The following is a 21,914-nucleotide window of genomic DNA, read 5'->3' on the forward strand; positions in this document are numbered from 1 at the left end:
GTAGGAGCCCGCTCGCGGGCGATGCTCTTGGCTTCGATGGACATCAGGAGCAAAAGCATCGCCCGCAAGCGGGCTCCTACACGCCCCCGGGGCCGCCACGGAGACCGCCATGACCGATACCAACCACGTACGCATCGTCGAAGTCGGCGCCCGCGACGGCCTGCAGAACGAGAAGACCCTGCTGCCGGCCGACGTGAAGATCGCCCTGATCGATCGGCTGTCTTCCACCGGCCTGCAAACCATCGAAGCGACCAGCTTCGTCAGCCCGAAGTGGGTGCCGCAGTTGGCCGATGCGGCCGAGGTGTTCACCGGCATCCGCAAGGTGCCGGGCGTGAGCTATCCGGTGCTGGTGCCGAACCTGCAGGGCTACGAGCGCGCACGCGCCGTGGGCGCCACCGAGGTGGCGGTGTTTTCCGCCGCCAGCGAGGCGTTCAACCGGAAGAACATCAACGCTTCGATCGACGAATCGATCGAACGCTTTCTGCCGGTGCTGGAACGCGCCAAGACCGACGGCGTGAAGGTGCGCGGCTACGTCTCCACCGTGCTCGGCTGCCCGTACCAGGGCGAGGTGCCGGTGGCCGACGTGGTGCGCGTGGCGCAACGGCTGCACGCGGCCGGCTGCTACGAGGTATCGCTCGGCGACACCATCGGCGTGGGCACGCCGGCGAAGGCGCGCGCCATGCTGCGCGCGGTGGCCGACGAGGTGCCGATGGACGCGCTCGCCGTGCACTTCCACGACACCTACGGCCAGGCACTGGCCAACATCCTGGCCTGCCTGGAGGAAGGCGTGCGCGTGGTCGACAGCGCGGTCTCCGGCACCGGCGGCTGCCCGTATGCGAAAGGCGCGACGGGCAACGTGGCCAGCGAGGACGTGGTGTACATGCTGCACGGCATGGGTATGACCACGGGGGTCGATCTCGACCTGCTGGTCGCCACCGGCGCCTGGCTGGCCGCCCAGTTGCACAAGGAAACCGCCAGCCGGGTGACCCGCGCGCGTACGGCGGCCTGAGCGACCGCCCAAGGACACAACCCTCTGTAGGAGAGCACCGTGTGCGCGACCGCTCGCCGGCCGGATCCCACACGTGCCGCCCCGCTAGTCTGGGCCAAGGTCGCGCACAGGGTGCGCTCCTACCGTGGTGGGCGAAACGTCACCGCGGGGCCCGCTAGAATCGGCGAGGAGAAACGTTTCAAGGGGAGCCCAATGCGCGTAGGTCTTGGAGTCTGGTCCGCGGTCTGCGCCGCGTTGTTGTCCGCCACCTCGCCCTCCGTCGTCGCTGATGCAGCACCGAAGGACACCGTGCTGCTGCCCGATCGCGTGTGGACCGCCGACGGCGACGCCGCGCACACCGGCTGGGTCGTGTTGGTGCACGAGGGCAAGGTCGCCGCCGTGGGCCCGGCCGACAGCATCGAGCCCCCCGCTGATGCTGAACGCATTGCCCTGCCCGGCACCACCCTCACGCCCGGCCTGATCGACCTGCACTCGCACCTGTTCCTGCATCCGTACAACGAGACGCTGTGGAACGACCAAGTGCTCACCGAGCCGCAGGACTACCGCACGCTGGAAGCCGCCGCCCACGCCAAGGCCACGCTGCTGGCCGGCTTCACGGCGCTGCGCGACCTGGGCACCGAGGGCGCCGGATTCGCCGACGTGTCGATCAAGCGCGCCATCGACAGCGGCCTGATCCCCGGCCCTCGGATGTTCGTCGCCACCCGCGCCATCGTGGCCACCGCCAGCTACGGCCCGGGGCCGCGCGGCTTCCGTCCCGACCTCGACCTACCGCAGGGCGCGCAGCCGGTCACCGGCGTGGATGCGGCCGCGGCCGCGGTGCGCGAGCAGGCCGCCCGCGGCGCGGACTGGATCAAGCTCTACGCCGACTACCGCGTGGGCGACCACGGCGAGACGATGCCTACGCTGTCGCCGGCCGAGATCCGGGCGATCGTCGACGCCGCCCACCAGATCGGTCGCCCGGTCGCCGCGCACGCGGCGAGCGAGGCGGGCGTGCGCAACGCGGTGGAAGCCGGCGTGGACACCATCGAGCACGGCTACGGCACCAGCGAGGCCACCTTCCGCCGGATGAAACAGAAAGGCATCGCCTACGAGCCCACGCTCACCGCGGTGGAGGCGACCTCGGAATACTTCCAGCACTACGTGCCCGAGAAGTCCGAACCGACGCCCGCGATGAAGGAGGCCGAGCACGCCTTCCGCACCGCGTTGAAAGTGGGCGTGACCATCGGCAACGGCAGCGACGTGGGCGTGTTCGCGCACGGCGAGAACTGGCGCGAACCGGCGCTGATGGTCGCCGACGGCATGACGCCGATACAGGCGCTGCATGCGGCCACCGATGTGGCCGCGCGCGTGCTGCGCGAGCAGGATCATTTCGGCCGCATCGCGCCGGGCCAGTTCGCTGACCTGGCCGCGTTCGCGGGCGACCCCAGCCGCGACATCCAGGCGCTGCGCCACCCCGTGTTCGTGATGAAGAGCGGTACCGTCTATCGTTCCCCCGACACAGTTTCTGCCTCCCCGACCACGCCATGACCGAACGCAGCACCGCCTTCACCATCCGCCCTATCGAGACGCGCGACGACGCGGATGTCGCCCGCGTCATCCGCACCGTGATGCCGAGCTTCGGCGCCGACGGTCCCGGCTTTGCCATCCACGATCCCGAGGTCGACCACATGACCGCGGCCTACGCGCAGCCGCGCCGCAGCTACTTCGTGGTGGAGCTGAATGGCCGCGTGGTGGGCGGCGCCGGCATTGCGCCGCTGCAGAACGGCGAGCCGGACGTGTGCGAGCTGCGGAAGATGTATTTCCTGCCGGAAGCCCGCGGCATCGGCGCCGGCACCGCGATGATGCAGCGCTGCCTGGACGCCGCCCGCGCCCACGGCTTCGCCCGCTGCTATCTGGAGACGCTCACCGGCATGGACCAGGCCCAGGCGCTGTACCTGCGCAGCGGCTTCAAGCCACTGTGCGCGCCGATGGGCGGCACCGGCCACTTCAGCTGCGACCGTTTCTTTCTGCTGGACCTGTAGAAGGAGGTGCACCATGAACACCGACGCGCGCGTGGACGACTACATCGCCGCCGCCGCACCGTTCGCTCGCCCCGTGCTCGAACAGCTGCGCGCCGTGGTGCACGCGGCCTGCCCGGAAGCAACCGAGACGCTGAAGTGGCGCATGCCGTTCTTCGAGTACCTGGGCCGGCCGCTGTGCATGATGGCGGCGTTCAAGCAGCACTGCGGCTTTGGGTTCTGGCAGCCGGACGCGAAGGCCGGTGAGGCCGATGGCATGGGCCAGTACGGCAAGCTCACCGCGGTGGGTGACCTGCCGCCCAAGCGCGCCTTGATGGCGGCGGTGAAGGCGGCCATGCAGCGCATCGAAACCGGCGCACCATCAGCGCGTTCGCGCGCCGCCGCCAAGCCTGCGCCCGCCCTACCGGAGGATCTCGCCGCCGCGCTCGCGCTACGCAAGCACGCTACGGCCAAGCGGCATTTCGAAGCGTTCAGCCCGAGCGCGCAGCGCGAGTACACCGACTGGATCACCGGTGCGAAAACCGACGCCACCCGCAGCAAGCGCCTCGCAACCACGCTGGAATGGCTGGCCGAGGGCAAGCACCGCAACTGGAAGTACATGTGAGCATCGATACCTGCGCCCCGCCCCGACTCGAATTCTGCGTCGACGACCCGGCCCTGCCCGAGCTGCGCCCGCTGATCGAGCCCACCGACGGCTATCTCGCCGAGCTGCATCCCACCGGCAATATCGAGCCGGTGTCGCTGGCCGCGCTGCAGCGCCCGCAGGTCACCCTGCTCACCGCCCGCGTGGACGGCGATCCGGTGGCGTGCGGCGCGTGCATCGACGAGGGCGAGTACGTGGAGATCAAGCGCATGTACGTGCTTCCCGCCTGCCGCGGCCTGGGCCTGGGCAAGCAGCTGCTCGAAGCGATGGAAGCTCACGTGCGCAGCCGCGGCGGCCATAAGGTGAAACTGGAAGCGGGGACCGCCCAGGCTGAGGCGCTGGAGCTCTACGAACGCGCCGGCTACCGCCGCTGCCCGCCGTTCGGCGAGCATCACGCCAATCCGCGCAGCGTGTGCATGGAGAAGGTGCTCGCATGATCCGCATCGCCACCGGCGACGATGCCGCGGCGTTCCATGCCATCTACCTGCCGCACGTGCTCGAAGGCGTAGCCACCTTCGAGACCGTGCCGCCGGGCGTCGAGGCGATGCGGGAGCGCGTGCTGGCCCGGCTGGAGCAGTACCCCTGGCTGGTGTGGGAGGAAGCCGGCGCGGTGCTGGCCTATGCCTACGCCAGCCGCTTCCGCGAACGCGCCGCCTACGACTGGATCGCTGAGACCTCAATCTACGTGCGCCCCGAGGCGCAGCGCCGCGGCATCGCCCGCCGGCTGTACGGCGCGTTGCTCGACACGATGCGCATGCAGCACATCTACCAGGCGGTGGGCGTGATCACCCTGTCCGGCACCACCAGCGTGGCCGCGCACGAGGCGATGGGCTTCACGCCCGCCGGCGTGTGGCGCCAGGCCGGCTACAAGCTGGGCCAGTGGTGGGACGTGGGCGTGTGGCAGAAGGCGCTCGGCGAACCGGCAAATCCGCCCCCGCCGCTGATCCCGTTTCGCGAGTTGCGCGAGCACCCGGCGTGGCAGGCGCGATTGACCCGCGCCGACTGATCCGTCCGGCGTTCTGCACCAGCGCATGCCGCGCCCATGGCTGGCGCCCCGGCCGCTCCGCTAAAATCGCGGTTTTCCACGCTTCGGGAACTCTCCATGCAGCTCGCTCAGGTCAAGGCCGTCATCACCGGCGGCGCCTCCGGACTCGGCCACGCGGTCGCCCAGCACCTCATTGCGCACGGCGCGAAGGTGGCGCTGTTCGACGTCAACGAGGAGAAGGGCCAGGTCGCGGCTGCCAGCCTCGGTGAGGCCGCGCGCTTCTATCGCACCGACGTCACCTCCGAAGAGGGTGTGAGCGCCAATGTGGCCGCCGCGCGCGAGGCGATGGGCGGGCTGAACGTGGTGATGAACTGCGCCGGCATCCTGGGCGCCGGCCGCGTGCTGGGCAAGGATGGCCCGATGGCGCTGTCGCAGTTCCAGACCACGGTGATGGTCAACCTGGTCGGCAGCTTCAACGTGGCCAAGGCCGCCGCTGCGCTGATGCAGGGCAACGAGGCGGGTGAGGATGGCGAGCGCGGCGTGATCATCAACACCGCCTCGGTCGCCGCCTACGAAGGGCAGATCGGCCAGGCTGCCTACTCGGCCTCCAAGGGTGGCGTGGTCGGCATGACCCTGCCGATGGCGCGCGAACTGTCGCGCTTCGGCATCCGCGTGGCGACCATTGCCCCGGGTATCTTCTGGACGCCGATGGTGGACTCCATGCCGCCGGCGGTGCAGGAGTCGCTGGGCGCCTCGATCCCGTTCCCCTCGCGCCTGGGCAAGCCGGAGGAATTCGCCGCCACCGCCGCCTTCATCCTCACCAACCGCTACATCAACGGCGAGACGATTCGCCTGGATGGCGGCGTGCGGCTGCAGCCGAAGTAAGCGGACACTTCAACGCGTCGTCATTCCCGCGAATGCGGGAATCCATCTTGTCCTTGGTGTCGAAAAGCAAAGTGGATTCCCGCATTCGCGGGAATGACGGCGAAATAAACCGCAATTTCCGACTTCCCTATTTCACACTCCGGCCAAACCCATGAAAGCTTCCGACGTCAAGAAAGGCAACGTGGTCGAACACGACGACACCGTCTACCAGGTGCGCGACATCGAACGCAGCGCGCCCACCGCGCGCGGCGGCAACGTCACGTTCCGCTTCACCATGTATTCGATCCCCGGTGGCCGCAAGTTCGACCTCAGCCTGCGCGCCGACGACGACCTGAAGGAGATGGACCTGGTGCGTCGCGCCGCCAACTTCTCCTACATGGACGGCGACGCGTTCGTCTTCATGGACGCCGAGGATTACACCCAGTACCTGCTCAGCCCCGAGCTGGTCGGCGACAATGCCGGCTACATCGTGGAAGAGGTCGAGGGCTATTACGTGCAGCTGATCGACGACGCTCCGGTCGGCCTGCAGGTGCCCACCAGCGTGGTGCTGACGGTGGTCGACACCGCGCCGGAAATGAAGGGCTCCAGCGCCACCAAGCGCGCCAAGCCGGCCCGGCTCAACACCGGCATCGAGATCCAGGTGCCCGAGTACATCAGCAACGACGAGAAGGTGTGGGTGAACACCACCACCGGCGAATTCGCCGGCCGCGCCTGAGCGCCGGCTGACGCAGGGACGTAAAGGTGCGGGCGCGCAGTGTCGCGCCTGCACCGGCTTGACGGAGCCTGGTGCAGAATCGTCCGGCACCTTCCTCATCGGAAACGACGCGGCATGACCGCCCGCAGCTACTCGCTCCGCAGCAATGTGATGGAAAGCCTGACCCGCACGCGGCGTCCGGACGTGCCGCTGCGGGTGGTGCTGCGCAATACCGCCGCGGTGATCCTGCCGCTGGCGGTGGGCATGGCCACCGGGCACACGGCGATCGGCCTGGGCGTGGGCGCCGGCGCGCTCAACACGATGTTTTCCGATCAGCCGGGACCGTATCGCCAGCGCATCTGGCGGTTACTGCTGGCGGCGCTGGCGGCCGCGCTGGCCTCGCTGGTGGGCATGCTGATCGGCGATCAGTTCGGACCGATGCTGGTCGCCACCGCGGTGGCGGGATTCCTCGGCGGCATGCTGGTGCTGTTCGGCGTGGACATCGCCCGCGTGGGCATGACCAGCATGATCCTGCTGGTGGTGACCGCCGCCACGCCGCTGCCGACCGTGGCGGCCGCGTTCGGCAGCGCCGCGCTGATCTTTGCCGGCGGCATGCTGCTGGCAATGTTCTCGGTGGCCGCCTGGCCGCTGCAGCGCTACCGGCCAGAGCGCCTGGCGCTGGCCGAGGTGTTCCGGGGCCTGGCCGAGCTGGCCCGCCAGCAGGCGCACGACGAGGCCGACGTGCCCGCACTCACCGAGGCGATGACCGCGCTGCAGCACACCCTGCTGGGCCGTCATCACGCCCGCGGCCGCGCCATGGAAGCGTTCGGTGTGCTGCTGGAGCTGGCCGAGCGGATCCGGCTGGAACTCACCGCACTGGCCGAGCTGCGCGCCAATCCCAGCCTGCACGCGATCTTCCGCCACGACGCCGCGCGGGTGATGGCCGCCATCGCTGACGCATTGGAAGCCGGCGACGCGCCGGAGGACGCCGAACGCGCGCTGCGCGGCCTGCAGGCCAGCGAACGCACCCTGCTCGACCAGCCGCAGGCGCGCGGTGGCCTGGCCGTGCATATCCATGCGCTGACCGGCCAGCTCGCCGCGGCCGTGCGCAACGCCCGCTGGGCCGGCAGCCGCGGCGAGTGGCGCGCGGTGGCCGCGGAGACACCGCTGCCGACCGCGCTGCGCAGTCACTCGGTGCTGGCCACGTTGCGCGCCAACCTCACCCCACGTTCGGTGGCGTTCCGCCATGCCGTGCGCAGCGCCGCGTGCCTGTGCATCGCGCTGGCCGCGGCCCGCTGGCTCAAGCTGCCGCACGGCTACTGGGTGCCGATGACCGCCGCCATCGTGCTGCGCCCGGATTTCGCCGCCACCTTCAACTTCGGGCTGCTGCGCGTGGTCGGCACCGTGCTCGGCCTGCTGCTCACCACCGCGCTGCTGCACGTGACGCCGAACGAGCCGTGGGCCCACTTGGCCCTGATGGCGGTGTTGTGCATGGGTTTCCGCTACCTGGCCACCGCGCACTACGGCGCAGCGGTGGCCGCCCTCACCGGCACCGTGGTGATCCTGCTCTCGTTCGAAGGGGTCGACCCCGGCGGGGCGGTGATCGACCGCGTGATCAACACCGCGATGGGCAGCGCCATGGCACTGATCGCCTACGTGCTGTGGCCCACCTGGGAGCGCGGCCGTGCCCGCGCGGCGCTGGCGGACATGCTCGATGCCTACGCCCGTTACCTCGCCGCACTGGCGACGCCCGGGGAGCGCGATGCGCACCGCGAGACGCGCACCGCCGCGCGCATGGCGCGCACCAACGCCCAGGCCTCGCTGGAGCGCATGCGCGGCGAACCCGGCACGCCGCTGCCGCTGCTGGAACTGGCCCAGGCCCTGTTCGCCAACGGCAACCGGCTGGCGCGCACGGCGATGGCGCTGGAGGCGTTGATCGACGACCGCGAGCGGCTGCCGGAACCGGCCGAGATCGGCGGCTTCGTGGAACACGCCGCCGATGCCCTGCATCACGTGGCGCAGGCCCTGCGCGAACAGCAGCCGCTGCCGCCCCTGCCTGCGCTGCGCGACCTGCAGCGCAGTCTCACCGACCTGCTCGAACTGAGCGACGACCCGCCCACCGCCGAGCTGGTCGAACGCCTCAGCGACCGCCTGGTCGACAACATCCACACGCTCGCCCACGTCGTCGAGCGCAGCCGCCAGCCGCTGGCCGGAGTGGCGGTGGATCCGCACCGCCTGCCGCAGAGCTGAGCCTCGGCGCGGCCGGCGTGACCGGTTTCCGCTCCAGAAAACGCACTACCTAGAGAGACGGCCCCGGCCCGATCGTGCCCGCGGCACGGTCGGCACCGGCCGGCGCGTACGCCCCTTCCATCCCGATCGTCGAGCCCGCCATGAACGATGAAGCGCTGCAGTCCCTGCTCCTGCCCATCAGCGACGAGGCCCCGTGCGGCCCGGACCTGGAATACGATGCCGACTTCATGGCGCTGGAGCGCGCCGCCACGGTCAAGGCCGAGCGCGCCATCGGCGACGAGGTGAAGGCGGCCGAGGAACCGGACTGGGATCGAGTGAAGAGCCTGGCCGAGGGGCTGCTGGGTCGCTCCAAGGACCTGCGCGTGGCCACGCACCTGTCCACCGCCTGGCTACGCACCGGCGGCCTCGCCGGCCTGGCCGGCGGCCTGGCGCTGGTACGCGGCATGCTGGAGAACTACTGGGACGGCGTGCATCCCATGCTGGACGCCGAGGACGACGACGACCCCACCGCGCGGGTCAACGCCGTGGTGCCGTTCGGCGAACCGTTGGGCGTGCTCAACTACCTGCGCACCACGCCGTTCGTGCAGTCCCCGCGCATTGGTCGGTTCTCGCTGCGCGACCTGCGCATCGCCAACGGCACGCTGAAGGTCGGCGACAACCCGAACGGTGAAGGCCTGCCCTCGATGAGCGACATCGAGGCCTGCTGCATGGATTGCCCGGAAGCCGACCTGGTCGCCTCGCTGGACGCGGCCGGCCGCATCCTCGAGCAGGCCAAGGCGATCGACGCCCTGTTCAATGAGCGCATCGGCACCGCCGGCCCCGATCTGAAACTGCTGCTGTCGGACAGCTTCGAACTGAAGAAATTCGTCGAGTCGCAGGTCACCCGGCGCAGCCCGCAGGACGATGGCGCCGACAACGAGAACGCGGCGGAAGGCGCCGAAGGCGGCAGCGCGGCTGCGGTGGCTGGCGTGGCCGCATCGAACGGTCGCATCCAGAGCCCGGAGGACGTGCGCCGCCGGCTGGACGAGCTGTGCGAGTACTACGCGCGGCACGAACCTTCCAGCCCGATCCCGCTGCTGCTGCGCCGCGCGCAGCGCCTGGTGGGAATGAACTTCGCCGACCTCATGCAGGATCTCGCGCCGGGCGGGTTGAGCGAACTGCGCGTGATCGCCGGCCCGGACGAGAACGGCTGAGCGAATTGCCGCGGCCGCGGGCATCCGTCTGCGACTGCACTCTTGCCGTCAGGGCGCGCCCTTGCAGGTAGCCGCACCCGAGCGCACGAACAGCGCCTGCGCCGAAGGACTCCAGCTCATCGACAAGCCGCCGGGCAAGCCCGCGGTAATGGTCGCCTGCGCGCTCTGGGTGAACGGACCGGCGGCCTGCGAGCTGCCGTCGGCCTGGGTGACGGTCGCGCTAAGCCGGTACGCGTCGGGCTCCGCACAGGCGGAGGTATTCACCGGCTGCGAAACGGTGGCGCCGTAGCCGTTGAGCGTCGGCAACCGGCCATGCCCCAACGGCACGGTACCGCCCTGCGCCGGGCACACCGCCTCCAGCACGTAATCCACCTCGAACCGCACCGGCGGCGCCACCTGCACTACCGCATCGGCCTCGGGCAAAGCCGAGCAGCCCAGCAGGAACACCTTGCGCTGGGTCGCCACGTGCAGCACCACGGGGCCGGTGGGCAGCGCAACCGCATCCGGCCAGCGCAATTCCAGCCGCGCCGGCGAGGCTCCGGTGAGCACGGGTTGGCTGGCCAACGGCTTGCCGGCGGCATCGGTGGCGCTGACGCGAGGGTCGGCGCACTGCGCATCGGCGAGGTCGGAGCCGACCAGTGCGAACGCCAGCGGCTTGCCGGCCGGCAGCGCCGCCGGATGCAGGGCGAACAGCGGCACGTTCGCCATGCTCTGCACGCTGTCGATGGCCGGCACCTGCTTGCCGGCCGCCGTGGCGCCGGCCAGCCGCTCCACCCCGGCGGACAGTGCCGCCTGCATCGCCGCGGTGTCGGCCGCGCCGCAGCCGCCGGACACGGCGAGGTAGGCCTGTACCCGTGCCGCCGCCGCGTGCGCGCGCGCGATACGTGCACGCAGTGCGTCACCGACCAGTTCCACCGGCTGGTTGGCGTTGCCTCCCGCGCTCTGGCGCAACGCATCGGCCATGCCGGCCAGCTGCTGGCCTAGCGCGGCCAGCGGCGATCCCGCGGGCGGCTGGCTCTTGACCAGATCGGCCTGCGCCGTGGCCAGCTCGTCCAGCGCGAGCTGCGCGGTCAGGCGCGGTGCAAGCTGCGCCGACACCGTGCCCATCGCCAGCAGCAGGCAGGCCGCCAGCACCGGCGCGCCATGCCACCGGGAACGGACAACGCGCTTACTCACTCGAGCAATCCTCCAGTTCCGGCTGACACTGCTGCTGGTCTTCCGGCAGCAGGATGCCGGACGGCACGATGCCGAACGACCGGTAGTTGGCCGAGATCACGCTCGGGTCGATATACGCGTCGCCGCGACCGTTGCCGTTCTGCGCCTTGCCGAAGAACAGCGAGGTGGGCACGTTGAAGCTCAGGTCGCCGGTGAGCGGCAGGATGTTGCCCTGGCGGTCCAGCGCGTAGAAGTACGCCGGCGGTGCGCCGACGTCGGCGATTACCTGGCCGGAGTCGCCGATCACGTAGATCGGATCCTTCGCGGTGCCCATCTTTCCGGACGAGAAGAACGTACCCGCGCCGTCATACAGTGGCGTGGTGCCGGACTGCAGCAGGTCGCCGCCGGTGACACCGAGGTACAGCGCCGCATGCCCGGCGTCGATGGTGAAGCTGCTGCCGTCGACCGAACCCAGCGTGAGCGTCTGCGCGTTGGTGAGGCTGAAACCCGCGGGCGAAGAGAAGTTGCCCAGCGTGCCGATGTGGTTGGCGACCGGTGCGCTGCTGGTGCCGAGCGAGGTGGCGCCCGTTGCCTGACCGCTGAGCGTGGTGGCCGTGATTGCTCCGCTGCCGCTTTCGCTGATGGAACCGGCCGATACCAGCCGCACCGCACCAGCACTCAGCGCACCCTCCACACGCACGTCGCCAGCGGTAGTGGTGAGCACCGCGCTGGCGCCACCGTCCACCGGACCGGCTACCACCAGGGTCTTGCCGTTGCTCAGGCTGAGCGCGGCGGCGCGAAAGCTGCCCAGGGTGTCGATGCTGTTGGCCCCGCCAAGTGTGGTCTCCCCAGTCGACTGACCCGTCAAGGTGCCGGCAACCACCTTGCCGCTGCTCCCCTGCGTGATCGCACCGGCTGACACCAGCTCCGTGCTGGTGCCGCTGATCCGTCCGTTCACGGCCAAGTCTCCCGCGGTGGTCGCCAGCCGCGTGCTGCTGCCACCGTCGATGGGGCCGTTCACCGCCAGTGCCCCAGCGTTGGTGAACTGGAAGCCGTCGGCATTGAAACTGCCGAGCGTCCCCACGTGATTGGCGCCGTTGAGCACAGTTGCACCCGTCGCGCTGCCGGTGAGCGAACCGGCGGTGATCACCCCGCCACTGCCTTCGGCAATGGCGCCGCCGCTCTGCAGCGCGAGTGAGCTGGCGCTGAGCGCGCCGTTCAACGCCATGTCACCGGCGGCGTCGAGCGTCGTCGCGCCGCCGCTGACGTGGCCCGCGAGGGTGAGCTTGCCGCTCGTGGTCGCAAGCGACAGCGCGCCGCTGCCGGTGGATACCGAGCCGGTGACGTTCAGCGCCTGCGCGTTGTCGAGCTCAAGGCTGCTGGCGGTGAAATCACCGAGCGCGCCGATGTGGTTGGCCCCGGTGAAATGCGCATCGCGGCCGGCGCTGCCGGTGAGCGTGGCGGCGTGAATCGCCGAGCCGGCCTGATTGATGTCGCGGCCCGCCGCCAGTGCCACCGTGCGCCCGGTGAGGTCGGTCGCCAGGATCAGGTCCGACGTGCTGCCGGTGGTGGTGAGGCTGAGATTGCCGTTGCCGCCGTTGATCGCCAACGGGCTGTTGACGGTGAGCGTGCGGGTATCGCGGAAGCTGAAATCGCCGCCGGTGGTGATGTTGCCCAGCGTGACGATCTGGTTGGCACCGCCGAGGCTCATCGCGCCCGCGGAAGTACCGGACAGACCGCCACCGATCAGCGCACCGGCACTGCCTTCGGTGATCGCCCCGCCGGCGGACGTCAGCGCGATGTCGCCGGCACCGGCGTTCACCGTGCCGTTGATGGCCACGCCGCCCTGACCGGCCAGCGCGATGGCATCACCCTTGACCGTGCCGCCCGCCGTCAGCGTGCCCGCCGTGGTGGTGAGCTGGGTGCTGCTGCCGCCGTCCACTGTGCCGCTCACCGTGAGCGCCTGCGCATTGCTCAGCGCCAGGCCGTTGGTGGCGGAGAAGTTGCCCAGCGTACCGATCTTGTTGGCCTTGCTCAGGGTGGCGCTGCCGGCAGCCGAGCCGGTCAGCGTGCCGGCCTGGATCACGCCGCCGCTCTGGCTGATGTTGCCGTCGGAGGTCAGCGTCACGGCGCTGCCGGTGATGTTCGTCGCCAGCGCCAGGCTGCCGGCCGAATCGAGCGTGATCGCTCCGCCGGAGAGCGCCTGCTGCACATCCAGCGCACCGCTGGTGGTAGTCAGCGAGAGCGCGCCACTGCCACCGACGGTGGAGAGCACCCCGGTTACCGCCAGCGCCTGCGCATTGACCAGGCTGAAGTTGGCCGCGGTGAAGTTGCCGAGCTGGCCCACCAGGTTGGCCTGGTTGAGCGTGGTGCTGCCGTGCGAGCTTCCGGTCAGCGTGCCGGCGGTGATCACGCCACCGCTCTGGCTGATCGCACCGTTGCTGCTGGTCAGCGTGACCGTGCCGGCGCTGCTCAGGTTGTTGCCCAGCGAGATGCCGTCGCGGCCGATCAGCGTCACGTTCGCGCCGCTCAACGCACCGGGCATCGCCAGCGAGCCGCCGTTGGCCGCCAGCGTCAGGTTCGCCGTGCCGGTATCGATCCCCGAGGCCGGCAAGGTCAGCGCGCCGCCGGCGGTCAGGTTCACCGTGCCGTTGGTGCCGCTGCTGAGCGCCGCGATCGTGAGGTCGCCGATGTCCTGCAACTGCACGCCCTGACCCGCGGCGGTCACCGCGCCGGTGAAGTGGTTGTTGCCGTCGAGCAGGGTGATCGCGCCCGTTCCGGCCTGCAGGTTGCTCGTGCCCGACACCTGCACGCCACCGGTACCCTCGGTGATCGCGCCGTTGTTGCTGGTCGCGGTCAGATTGCCGCCCACGCCGCCGTGGCCGAGGTTGAGGGCGCCGTGGCTGGTGACCGTCAGCGCACCGGTAGCCAGCGTGCCCAGGGTCAGCGCGTTCTGGTCGGCGATCTGCGTGGTGCCACCCGTCAGGGTCACCGCGCCGGTGAAATCGTTGCCGGCGTCGATGAGTGTGATCGCGTTGCTGCCGGCATTGACCGTGGTCGTGCCACTCACCGTCAGCGCACCACCGCCTTGGGTAATCGCGCCGCCGGACACCAGCGAGAGCGTGGTGGCATCGATGTTGTTGGCCAGCATCAGCGCCGAGGCCGAGTTCAGATTGACCGTGGTGGCGGTCAGATCCGTGGCCAGGCTGAGCGCGCCGGCGGTGGTGGTGAGGTTCAACGTCCCCGGCACCACCAGCGGCCCGTCGACCGTCAGCGCGGCGGCGTTGGTCAGGCTCAGGTTGGCTGCGTTAAAACCACCCAGGTGATTGAGCTGGTTGCTGCCGCCCAACGTGGTGTCACCGGTGGAGCTGCCGCCGAGTCGATCGGCCGTGATCACGCTGCCACCGGCCTGGGTGAGGTTACCCGTCACCTGCAAGCTCACGTCGTTGCCGCTGGCCGTGCCGACATTGAGCGCACCGGCCAGGTTGAGGCCGGTGGCGTTGATCAGGCTCAGGCCGCCGCTGCCGGTATTGGTGACCGTGCCAAGGTTGGCGATCTGGTTGTTCTTCGTCAGGCTGCTGCCGCCGACCGAGCCGAGGTTCAAGGTGGTCGCTGTGACGATGCCGCCGCTCTGGCTGATCGCGCCGCCGGCATCGAGCGAGGTAGTGGTGCCGGACACGTTGCCCACCAGCACCAGGTTGCCGGTGCTGGTGATCGCCGTGCTGCCGCCGCCGTCCACCGGGCCGTTGATGGTAAGCGCCTGCGCATTGGTCAGGCTGAGACCGGCGGCAGAAAAACTACCCAGGGCGGTGATCAGGTTCGCATTACCGAGGGTGGTCGCGTCGGCCGAACTGCCGGTCAGCGTGCCGGCGGTGATCACGCCGCCGCTCTGGCTGATCGCGCCGTTGCTGCTGGTCAGCGTGACCGTGCCGGCACTGCTCAGGTTGTTGCCCAGCGAGATGCCGTCGCGACCGATCAGCGTCACGTTCGCGCCGCTCAACGCGCCGGGCATCGCCAACGAGCCGCCGTTGGCCGCCAGGGTGAGATCCGCCGTGCCGGTATCGATGCCCGAGGCCGGCAAGGTCAGCGCGCCGCCGGCGGTGAGGTTCACCGTGCCGTTGGTGCCGCTGCTCAGCGCGGCGATCGTCAGGTCGCCGGCATCCTGCAACTGCACCCCCTGCCCCGCGGCGGTCACCGCGCCGGCGAAATGGTTGCTACCGTCGAGCAGGGTGATCGCGCCCGTCCCGGCCTGCAGGTTGCTCGTGCCCGACACCTGCACGCCACCGGTGCCTTCGGTGATCGCGCCGTTGTTGCTGGTCGCGATCAGGTCGCCGCCCACGCCGCCGTGGCCGAGGTTGAGGGCGCCGTGGCTGGTGACCGTCAACGCACCGGTGGACAGCGTGCCCAGGGTCAGCGCGTTCTGATCGGCGATCTGCGTCGTGCCACCGGCCAGGGTCACGCTGCCGACGAAATCGTTGCCGCCATTGATCAGCGTGATCGCGTTGCCGCCGGCGTTCACTGTCGTCCCGCCGGAAACCGTCAGTGCACCACCTTGCAGTACCGCGCCACTGGCCACAATGCCCAGATCCACGCCCACCGAAAGCGTGCCCAGTGTGGTGGTGGTACCGGCACCGGTGGTGGTGATATCGAGCGAGCCAGCGGTGATGCCGCTGACGCCCAGATCACTGCTGGCCGTAATCGACGCGATGCCGGAGACGGTGCCGCCGACACCGGTGGTGCCGCTGCCGGACAGATTGACGTCGACCGGCGTGCTGTAGCCGGTGTAGTCGATACTGCCGCCAGTACCCGCGTCGAGGTTGCCGGACACGTCGCCGTCGGTGCCCGAATGCATCACGAAATGCCCAGTTCCCGTGTCGACCAGGTTGCCCATACCGCCGAAGGCACCGGACAAGTCGGTGAGCGTGCCCTGATTGTGTCCGGTAAGGCTCCAGGTCTGACTGGCGGCCTTGAGCGTGCCGATGCCCGCGTCCTGCAAGTTTTCGAACGAGGTCCAGCTCACCGTGCCGTTGTTGCCGGCATTGGAGCCGGTCAGCGTGTAGGTCTGATTCGCGCCTGCGATCGTGTCGCTGTTGCCGCTGCCAGTGACCGAGCTCACGCCGCTCCAGCTACCGCCGATGCCCGTGGTGGCATTGCCGCCATTGGACAGATCGAAGGTCACCGCGCCGGTGTGGCTGCCGTAGTCCAGCCTCTTGGCGGTGATGTTGCCGCTGACGCTGCCACCGGTGCCGAAGAGGATCGTGCCGGTGCTGTCGGTGATGTTGCCGAAGCCGGACCAACCGATACCGCCGCTGCTCCCCTTGTCGGCGGTCATGTTGTCCAGCGTGTAGGTCTGACCCGTACCGATCACCGTGGCGCTGCTGCCGTTGCCGGTGACCGAAGTCACGCCGCTCCAGGTGCCGCCGACACCCGTGGTGCTACCGGCACCGTTGGACAGGTCGAGGTTCACCGCGCCGACGTAGCTGCCGTAGTCCAGTGCGGAGGCGGTGACGTTCCCGCTGATACTGCCAGCAGTGTCGAAGGCGACCGTGCCGGTGCCATCGTCGATGTTGCCAATGCCGCTGAAGCCGCCGGAAAGCAGCGTGGCGACCGTGCCGGTGTCGCTGCCGGTCAACGTGTACGTCTGCCCGCCCGTCGACTCCAGCGTGCCGGTGCCGCCGTCGGCGATCTGCTCGAACGAGGTCCAGCTCACCGTACCGTTGTTGCCGGCATTGGAGCCGGTCAGCGTGTAGGTCTGGTTCGCGCCTGCGATCGTGTCGCTGTTGCCGCTGCCAGTGACCGAGCTCACGCCGCTCCAGGTACCGCCGATGGCCGTGGCGGTGCCGTTGGACAGATCGAAGGTCACCGCGCTGGTGTAGCTGCCGTAGTCCAGCGTCTTGGCGGTGATGTTGCCGCTGACGCTGCCACCGGTGCCGAAGAGGATCGTGCCCGTGCTGTCGGTGATGTTGCCGAAGCCGGTCCAGCCAATACCGCCGCTGCTGCCCTTGTCGGCGGTCATGTTGTCCAGCGTGTAGGTCTGACCCGTGCCGGTGATCGTCGCAGCGCCGCCGGTACCGGCGACCGTGCCCAAGTTGAAGCCGCTGTAGTCGACACCGGAGGCCGCGGACACCTGCGTGCCGATGTCGAAGTCTCCCGCCACACCGGTCACTGCCGCGCCGCTGCCCGAAACCGAGCTGAAGCCCGAATAGGCAATGCCGCTCGCGGTCGACGTGAGAGTGTCGTCCGCGAAACTGCCGGTCACGTTGGAGATCGCACCCGTGCCGGTGACGTTCGTGGCGGCAGCGAAGGTCATACCGAGACTGCTGGTATTGCCGTCGTCGAAACCTGTGGCGCCTGTCACATGGGTGGCATCGGCCGCGCTGAAGCCGCTGAAGGTAATTCCACCGTAGGTACCGGTCGTGGTGCCGGTGAGATTGAACGCCGTGTTGCCCAGGCCGGTGATCGACCCACTGCCGCTCAAACTGCCACTGCCGGATAGCGCCGGCGTGGCGAAGGCGGCATCGCTCAGCCCGGTGAGTACGCCATTGGCCGTAATGGACGTGGTGCCGGTGGCGTCGAGCTTGCCGTTCACCGCACCACTGCCCAGCACCAGCGCCCCGCCGCTGCTGACGGTCAGCGCGCCGGTGGCCAGCGTGCCCAGGGTCAGGCCGGTCTGGTCCGTTATCTGGGTGGTACCGCCGGTCAGGCTGACCGCACCGCTGAAATCGTTGCCTGCGTTGGCGAGCGTGAGCGCACCGCTACCCGCATTGAAGCTGTTGCTGCCGCCGCCTGCCGCCTGCGTGATAGCGCTGCCGCCGACCTGAGTGATCGTCGTGCCGTTGACCGTCAACGAGCCGGTGCCCAGCGAGAGCGTGCCGAGCTGGACCGCCCCACCGCTTGAACCGATCGAAAGGGTCCCACCCTTGGTGGTGAAACCCGCTCCGCTCGCGAAGGTCACCCCCGTGGCGCCACTGAGCACGCCCGACAACGTGCCGGTGCCTGTGGCGGCGACCACCACACCGGTGGCGAACGACAGCGCTCCGCCCGCGGTGAGAGTCAGGCTGCGGTTGTTGCTGCCGGCGTAGCTGATGGAATTCTGGACGCTGATATCGCCCGATGCGGTCACACTGACATTGCTGGTGCCCAGCTGCGTGAGCAGGGTCGACACCTTGATGTTCGAGTCCGCGTCGGCCGCGCCCTCGTTGAAAGTGCCGCCAGCGCCGAATGCGTTGCCGGAGTCCGCCGAATTGCTGATGGTGACATTGCCCGGGTCCAGCAACAGCGAGCCCCACACGCCTTGGTCGGCGCGAAGGTCGGCATGCCCGTCGAATTGCAGATAGCCGTGGCTGGACACCTCCGCACGACCGCCGTCCCCGCCGTGTGCGCCGCCGCGGGCAGAAATTTCACCCATGAAACCGGTTGCCCGATCGGACCAGACGACTACCGAACCGCCCTTCCCCGACTCCTTGGCATCGGCGTTCAGCACCGCCTGTGGGCCGACGTAGGTAATCGCTGAGCGCTGCAGGCCTTCTCCCCCCTGCCAACCACCGCCCACGCGAATGCTTCCACCACCCTGGGTGCCGGACGCGTCGATGATGCCGGTGACCGCGACATTGGCATCGGACAGCACCTGCGCATTGCCGCCACGCACGCCGGACACATTGATGTTGCCACTGTTGACCGCGTTGCCGCCGGATGCCACCAGCCGTACGGTGCCACCGTCGGTATTGATGCCTCCGGCCGTGATCACGCCGGCGTTGTTCACCACGTCGGTGAACAGGTCTTTCGCTGCCGAGGCCTGCAGCACCACGGTGCCGCCGTCAGCCTGCAGGGTGCCGCTGTTGCTCACGGCGGCATTCGCGTCCAGGCGCTGTTTCAGTTCGCCGGTGACCTGGATGTTGATCAGGCCGTTGCCGTCGAAATCGAGCACCGCCCTGTCGGCGCCGTCCAGGTTGATGTTGCCGTAGTTGGCCAGGATCAGGCCGTCATTCGCCACGCTGCCGCCGACCAGGCTCACCGAGCCGCCACTGGCCGCCGCGATGGTTCCATGGTTGACCACGCCGGCACTGCCGCCGTGGGCGTCGAGGTTGAAGTGATTGGCGAGAAAGTCGCTGGGCGTGAGGTCCAGCGTGCTGGCCATCAGGCCGCCAACGTTCACCTGCGCGGTGGAGCCGAAGATGATGCCGTGGGTGTTGATCAGGAACACCTGGCCGTTGGAGTTGATGCGGCCGAATATCTGGCTGGGGTTCTGGTCGAGAATACGGTTGAGCGCGACCGCCGTGAACGAGGGCTGGTTGAACTGAACAGTCGCGTCCTTGCCGACGTTGAAGGTGAGCCAGTCCAGCGCGAGCTTGTTGGAGATCTGGTTGATGACGGTGGTGTTGCCGTTCTGGCTGATCGAGCCGATGCCACCCACCACCGTGCCGCCGGTCGGCGAGGTCAGCGCGGTGACCGACACCGTGCCGGTGTTTGCTCCGGGTACGGCCATGCCTGCGTGTGCGGGCACGGAAAACAGGCCGCCGGCGGCCAGCGCCATCGACAGGTACAGCGGCAGCGCCTTGCGTTGCGGCGGGAGTGCCTCCGCACGATGACTGCGGCGTGACGGACGATGCGACGGATCGATGTGGGTGTGCATGGTCGTGGCCTGTTAGAGCGTGGTCATGGTCTCCAAGTCCCCCGCGCCGGGAACCGTTTGCGCGCAGGCCAAGGAAGAAGGAGGGAGTGGACGTCCGTCCACGACTGATGGATGACGCCGGCATGCGGGCAAACAGGCCCGGCCCTGTGGGTTGTCACCGAGTGGCCACCATGCGGCAGCGCGTGGCCTGAACTGACCACCAGTCGGCGCGGCGCCACGCACCACCACCTGGCGGCCACTCGATGACAACGCGGGGGTCTTGGAGATCATGACCAGGCTCTAAAACGTGAAGCCGAAGCGCGAATAAATGTGGTAGCCCTTCTTGTCCGAAGCGTCCGGGCCGCCGATCGGCACCGAGCCGTCCAGGTGGAACTCGAAGCGATGGAAGCGCGGCAGGCGGAAGATCAGGCCCGCACCTACGCCCTTGAGGGTCACCGCGTCGGCGACACCGCGGTCGGCACCGGCGGGGAAGCCGCGCGCGTAATCGACGAAGGCTTCCAGCTCCAGCAGCTCGCGCCACGGGCGCGCGTAGAACGGCGACACCTTGTCGCCAAAGCCAGGTGCGTCGACGTGGTATTCCAGCGAGGCGTAGTAGCCGCGATCGGTGAGCCCGTCGGCGATCGGGTAGGCGCGCACGCTGTCCGGGCCGCCGATCACGAACTGCTCCAGCGGCGCCAGCGCGTCGTTGGTCCACTGACCGCCCAGCTTGAAATACGCACGCTGCGACTTGGTGAGGAACTGCAGGCGGGTGTAGGAAAGCCGCGTGCTGAGGAAGCTGCTGGCGTGGTTGGGGCTGACCAAGTCCGCGCCCACCGAGCGGTCGGCGATCGACTTGCGCACGCTCACCTGCAGCAGGTCGATACCGTGCAGCTTCTGGTCGGTGCGGTTCATCGCCCAGGCCAGCTCGGCCACGTCGAAGCGCTCGTCCGACAGCGGAATGCCGATGCTGGTGAGCTTGGAGCGCTCGCGGATGTAGTGCAGCGAGGCCTGCATCTGCAGCACGTCGGTGTTGACGAACTTCCAGTCCGCGCCGGCGTACTGCGACGAGCTGGGGCCCTTCACGTCCAGCGCTGCGAAGGTGCCGTTGGACAGCTGAAGCTCACTACGCGTGGCGCCGATCACCCCGCTCAGGCCCGGCACTGCCACGGTCGGCAAGCGGTAGGCCAGCGCGCCGTAGACGTTGTTGCGTGGGTCCATCGCGTAGTCGACGTTGGCGGCGAAGCTGTCACCGATGCCCAGCGGACTGTTCCAGGTGACTCCCAGCTGCGCGCGGTAGCGGCCGGTGAGTTCGGTGCCGTAATTGTTGGCGCCGGTGGTGATGGTGTACGGGCGCTTGGCCTCGTTGGCGACCATCAGCAGGTCGGTCTGGCCGGTTTTCTCGCCGGGCTGGAAGGTGGAGCTCACCGACACGCCCGGCAGCTCGCGCGCGTAGAGCAGCGCGGTGTCCACGTCGCCCTTGCGCAGTACCTTGCCCTTGAGCGGCTCCACCGATGCGGCGATCGCGCTGGCGCGATAGCGCTTGTTGCCCTTGACGATCACGCGGCCCAACGTGCCCTCGAGCACGCGGATCTGCACTACGTGATCCTCGCCCACCGTCTGCGCCGGCAGGAACGCGGTGCCAAAGATGAAACCGGCCTTGCGGTAGGTGTCGGTCATCGCATCGGCCACCTGCTGCAACTGGGCGAAATCCAGTCGCGCGGGCGTGGCGCCGCCGCCGAGCTTCTTCAGCTGGGCATCGGCCAGCGCCTGCATGCTGGCCGGCGTGATGCCCGCGTCGGGGTGATCGCCCACGCCTTCGATGCGGAAGCCCTGCACCGCCAACGTCTGCGCCGCGGCCGCATCGCGGTCGCGCACCGGCGGCACCACGTTGTCCGGTAGCGGCGGCTTGGCAGCGGGCGCCGGGGTGGCCGGCGCCGCGGGTGCGGCAGGTGCCTGGGCGACCGCGGGCGCGGTGTCGTGCACGGTGAAGGCCAGCACCTGCTCGGGCAGGTAGGCATGCGCGTCGGCATAGCCGGCGCCCTTCAGCGCCGCGGTGATGGCGTCGGCGGCCGCCTGCAGTTGCGCCTGGGTCAACGCCGGCGGATGACCCGCTGCCGCCATCGCCTGCGCGTAGCCGGCCTGCACGATGCCCTGCACGGCAGCGGCATCGCTGCCGGCCGGGACGCCGCTGACCAGGATCTGTTGCGACGGCGCGGCCGTCGCTGTTGCACCGTCGCCGGGCGTGGCCGCCGGAACGTCCTGCGCCCACGCCTGGCTGCCGGTCAAGGCCAACGCCAGGGCTGCTGCCAGAGAAGCAATCCGCACGACACGTATCCCCTTAGATTTTCAGCCGGCGCCGACCCGGCTTCGCCGTGGCCCGAGGCTGCCGCCCCTGTGCATCCCCACTGGATCGCGCGCGCGAAGACTCTCCGTTGACCGCCGTGCCGCGATCACAGCACTCCCCCTGTAAT

Annotated in this window: 13 protein-coding genes; 10 read left to right on the forward strand and 3 right to left on the reverse strand. The window is 69.2% G+C overall.

Going from position 1 to position 21,914, the window contains the following annotated elements:
- The first annotated feature begins 109 nt into the window (after positions 1–109).
- The 10 genes from ACTHJF_RS13620 (at position 110) to tssA (ending at position 9,677) form a co-directional block, all read left to right on the forward strand.
- Positions 110–1,009, forward strand: a complete 900-nt coding sequence (locus ACTHJF_RS13620) for a hydroxymethylglutaryl-CoA lyase (RefSeq protein WP_440267582.1) — start codon at positions 110–112, stop codon at positions 1,007–1,009.
- A gap of 192 nt (positions 1,010–1,201) precedes the next feature.
- Complete coding sequence (locus ACTHJF_RS13625) at positions 1,202–2,536, forward strand: amidohydrolase family protein (RefSeq protein ID WP_440267583.1); 1,335 nt, start codon at positions 1,202–1,204, stop codon at positions 2,534–2,536.
- Entirely contained in the window at positions 2,533–3,030 is a 498-nt protein-coding gene (locus ACTHJF_RS13630) for a GNAT family N-acetyltransferase (RefSeq protein WP_440267584.1), read from the forward strand. The genes ACTHJF_RS13625 and ACTHJF_RS13630 overlap by 4 nt, the downstream gene beginning before the upstream one ends.
- A gap of 13 nt (positions 3,031–3,043) precedes the next feature.
- Positions 3,044–3,631, forward strand: coding sequence for a YdeI/OmpD-associated family protein (locus ACTHJF_RS13635; RefSeq protein ID WP_440267585.1), 588 nt, complete (start codon positions 3,044–3,046; stop codon positions 3,629–3,631).
- Positions 3,628–4,107 (forward strand): GNAT family N-acetyltransferase, encoded by a 480-nt coding sequence (locus tag ACTHJF_RS13640; protein WP_440267586.1) that lies wholly within the window; start codon positions 3,628–3,630, stop codon positions 4,105–4,107. The genes ACTHJF_RS13635 and ACTHJF_RS13640 overlap by 4 nt, the downstream gene beginning before the upstream one ends.
- Positions 4,104–4,676, forward strand: coding sequence for an N-acetyltransferase family protein (locus ACTHJF_RS13645; protein ID WP_440267587.1), 573 nt, complete (start codon positions 4,104–4,106; stop codon positions 4,674–4,676). The genes ACTHJF_RS13640 and ACTHJF_RS13645 overlap by 4 nt, the downstream gene beginning before the upstream one ends.
- A gap of 96 nt (positions 4,677–4,772) precedes the next feature.
- Positions 4,773–5,540, forward strand: a complete 768-nt coding sequence (locus tag ACTHJF_RS13650) for an SDR family NAD(P)-dependent oxidoreductase (RefSeq protein WP_440267588.1) — start codon at positions 4,773–4,775, stop codon at positions 5,538–5,540.
- A 151-nt stretch (positions 5,541–5,691) separates the two neighbouring features.
- Complete coding sequence (gene efpL, locus ACTHJF_RS13655) at positions 5,692–6,255, forward strand: elongation factor P-like protein EfpL (protein ID WP_440267589.1); 564 nt, start codon at positions 5,692–5,694, stop codon at positions 6,253–6,255.
- Positions 6,256–6,369: 114 nt separating this feature from the next.
- On the forward strand, positions 6,370–8,484 hold the full coding sequence (locus ACTHJF_RS13660; RefSeq protein WP_440267590.1) for an FUSC family protein: 2,115 nt from the start codon (positions 6,370–6,372) through the stop codon (positions 8,482–8,484).
- A gap of 140 nt (positions 8,485–8,624) precedes the next feature.
- The gene (tssA, locus tag ACTHJF_RS13665) at positions 8,625–9,677 is read left to right on the forward strand and encodes a type VI secretion system protein TssA (protein ID WP_440267591.1); all 1,053 of its coding nucleotides are present in this window, start codon (positions 8,625–8,627) and stop codon (positions 9,675–9,677) included.
- Between the two features lie 48 nt (positions 9,678–9,725).
- Here the strand turns inward: tssA and ACTHJF_RS13670 are convergent, their stop codons facing one another.
- The 3 genes from ACTHJF_RS13670 to ACTHJF_RS13680 all read right to left on the reverse strand — a co-directional run bounded on the left by ACTHJF_RS13670 (position 9,726) and on the right by ACTHJF_RS13680 (position 21,762).
- Complete coding sequence (locus ACTHJF_RS13670) at positions 9,726–10,853, reverse strand: hypothetical protein (RefSeq protein ID WP_440267592.1); 1,128 nt, start codon at positions 10,851–10,853, stop codon at positions 9,726–9,728.
- Positions 10,846–19,464, reverse strand: a complete 8,619-nt coding sequence (locus ACTHJF_RS13675) for a beta strand repeat-containing protein (protein WP_440267593.1) — start codon at positions 19,462–19,464, stop codon at positions 10,846–10,848. The genes ACTHJF_RS13670 and ACTHJF_RS13675 overlap by 8 nt, the downstream gene beginning before the upstream one ends.
- Before the next feature lie 279 nt (positions 19,465–19,743).
- Complete coding sequence (locus tag ACTHJF_RS13680; RefSeq protein WP_440267727.1) at positions 19,744–21,762, reverse strand: ShlB/FhaC/HecB family hemolysin secretion/activation protein; 2,019 nt, start codon at positions 21,760–21,762, stop codon at positions 19,744–19,746.
- Positions 21,763–21,914 lie beyond the last annotated feature (152 nt).

This window comes from Dyella sp. (assembly GCF_051962475.1).
In the GTDB taxonomy this organism is placed as follows: Bacteria; Pseudomonadota; Gammaproteobacteria; order Xanthomonadales; family Rhodanobacteraceae; genus Dyella_A.

Excerpts from the sequence above, each read along its gene's own strand:
- ACTHJF_RS13675 (WP_440267593.1), bottom strand. The coding sequence starts at position 19,464 with ATGCACACCCACATCGATCCGTCGCATCGTCCGTCACGCCGCAGTCAT.
- tssA (WP_440267591.1), top strand. The coding sequence starts at position 8,625 with ATGAACGATGAAGCGCTGCAGTCCCTGCTCCTGCCCATCAGCGACGAG.
- ACTHJF_RS13625 (WP_440267583.1), top strand. The coding sequence starts at position 1,202 with ATGCGCGTAGGTCTTGGAGTCTGGTCCGCGGTCTGCGCCGCGTTGTTG.
- ACTHJF_RS13635 (WP_440267585.1), top strand. The coding sequence starts at position 3,044 with ATGAACACCGACGCGCGCGTGGACGACTACATCGCCGCCGCCGCACCG.
- efpL (WP_440267589.1), top strand. The coding sequence starts at position 5,692 with ATGAAAGCTTCCGACGTCAAGAAAGGCAACGTGGTCGAACACGACGAC.
- ACTHJF_RS13650 (WP_440267588.1), top strand. The coding sequence starts at position 4,773 with ATGCAGCTCGCTCAGGTCAAGGCCGTCATCACCGGCGGCGCCTCCGGA.
- ACTHJF_RS13620 (WP_440267582.1), top strand. The coding sequence starts at position 110 with ATGACCGATACCAACCACGTACGCATCGTCGAAGTCGGCGCCCGCGAC.
- ACTHJF_RS13630 (WP_440267584.1), top strand. The coding sequence starts at position 2,533 with ATGACCGAACGCAGCACCGCCTTCACCATCCGCCCTATCGAGACGCGC.
- ACTHJF_RS13660 (WP_440267590.1), top strand. The coding sequence starts at position 6,370 with ATGACCGCCCGCAGCTACTCGCTCCGCAGCAATGTGATGGAAAGCCTG.
- ACTHJF_RS13645 (WP_440267587.1), top strand. The coding sequence starts at position 4,104 with ATGATCCGCATCGCCACCGGCGACGATGCCGCGGCGTTCCATGCCATC.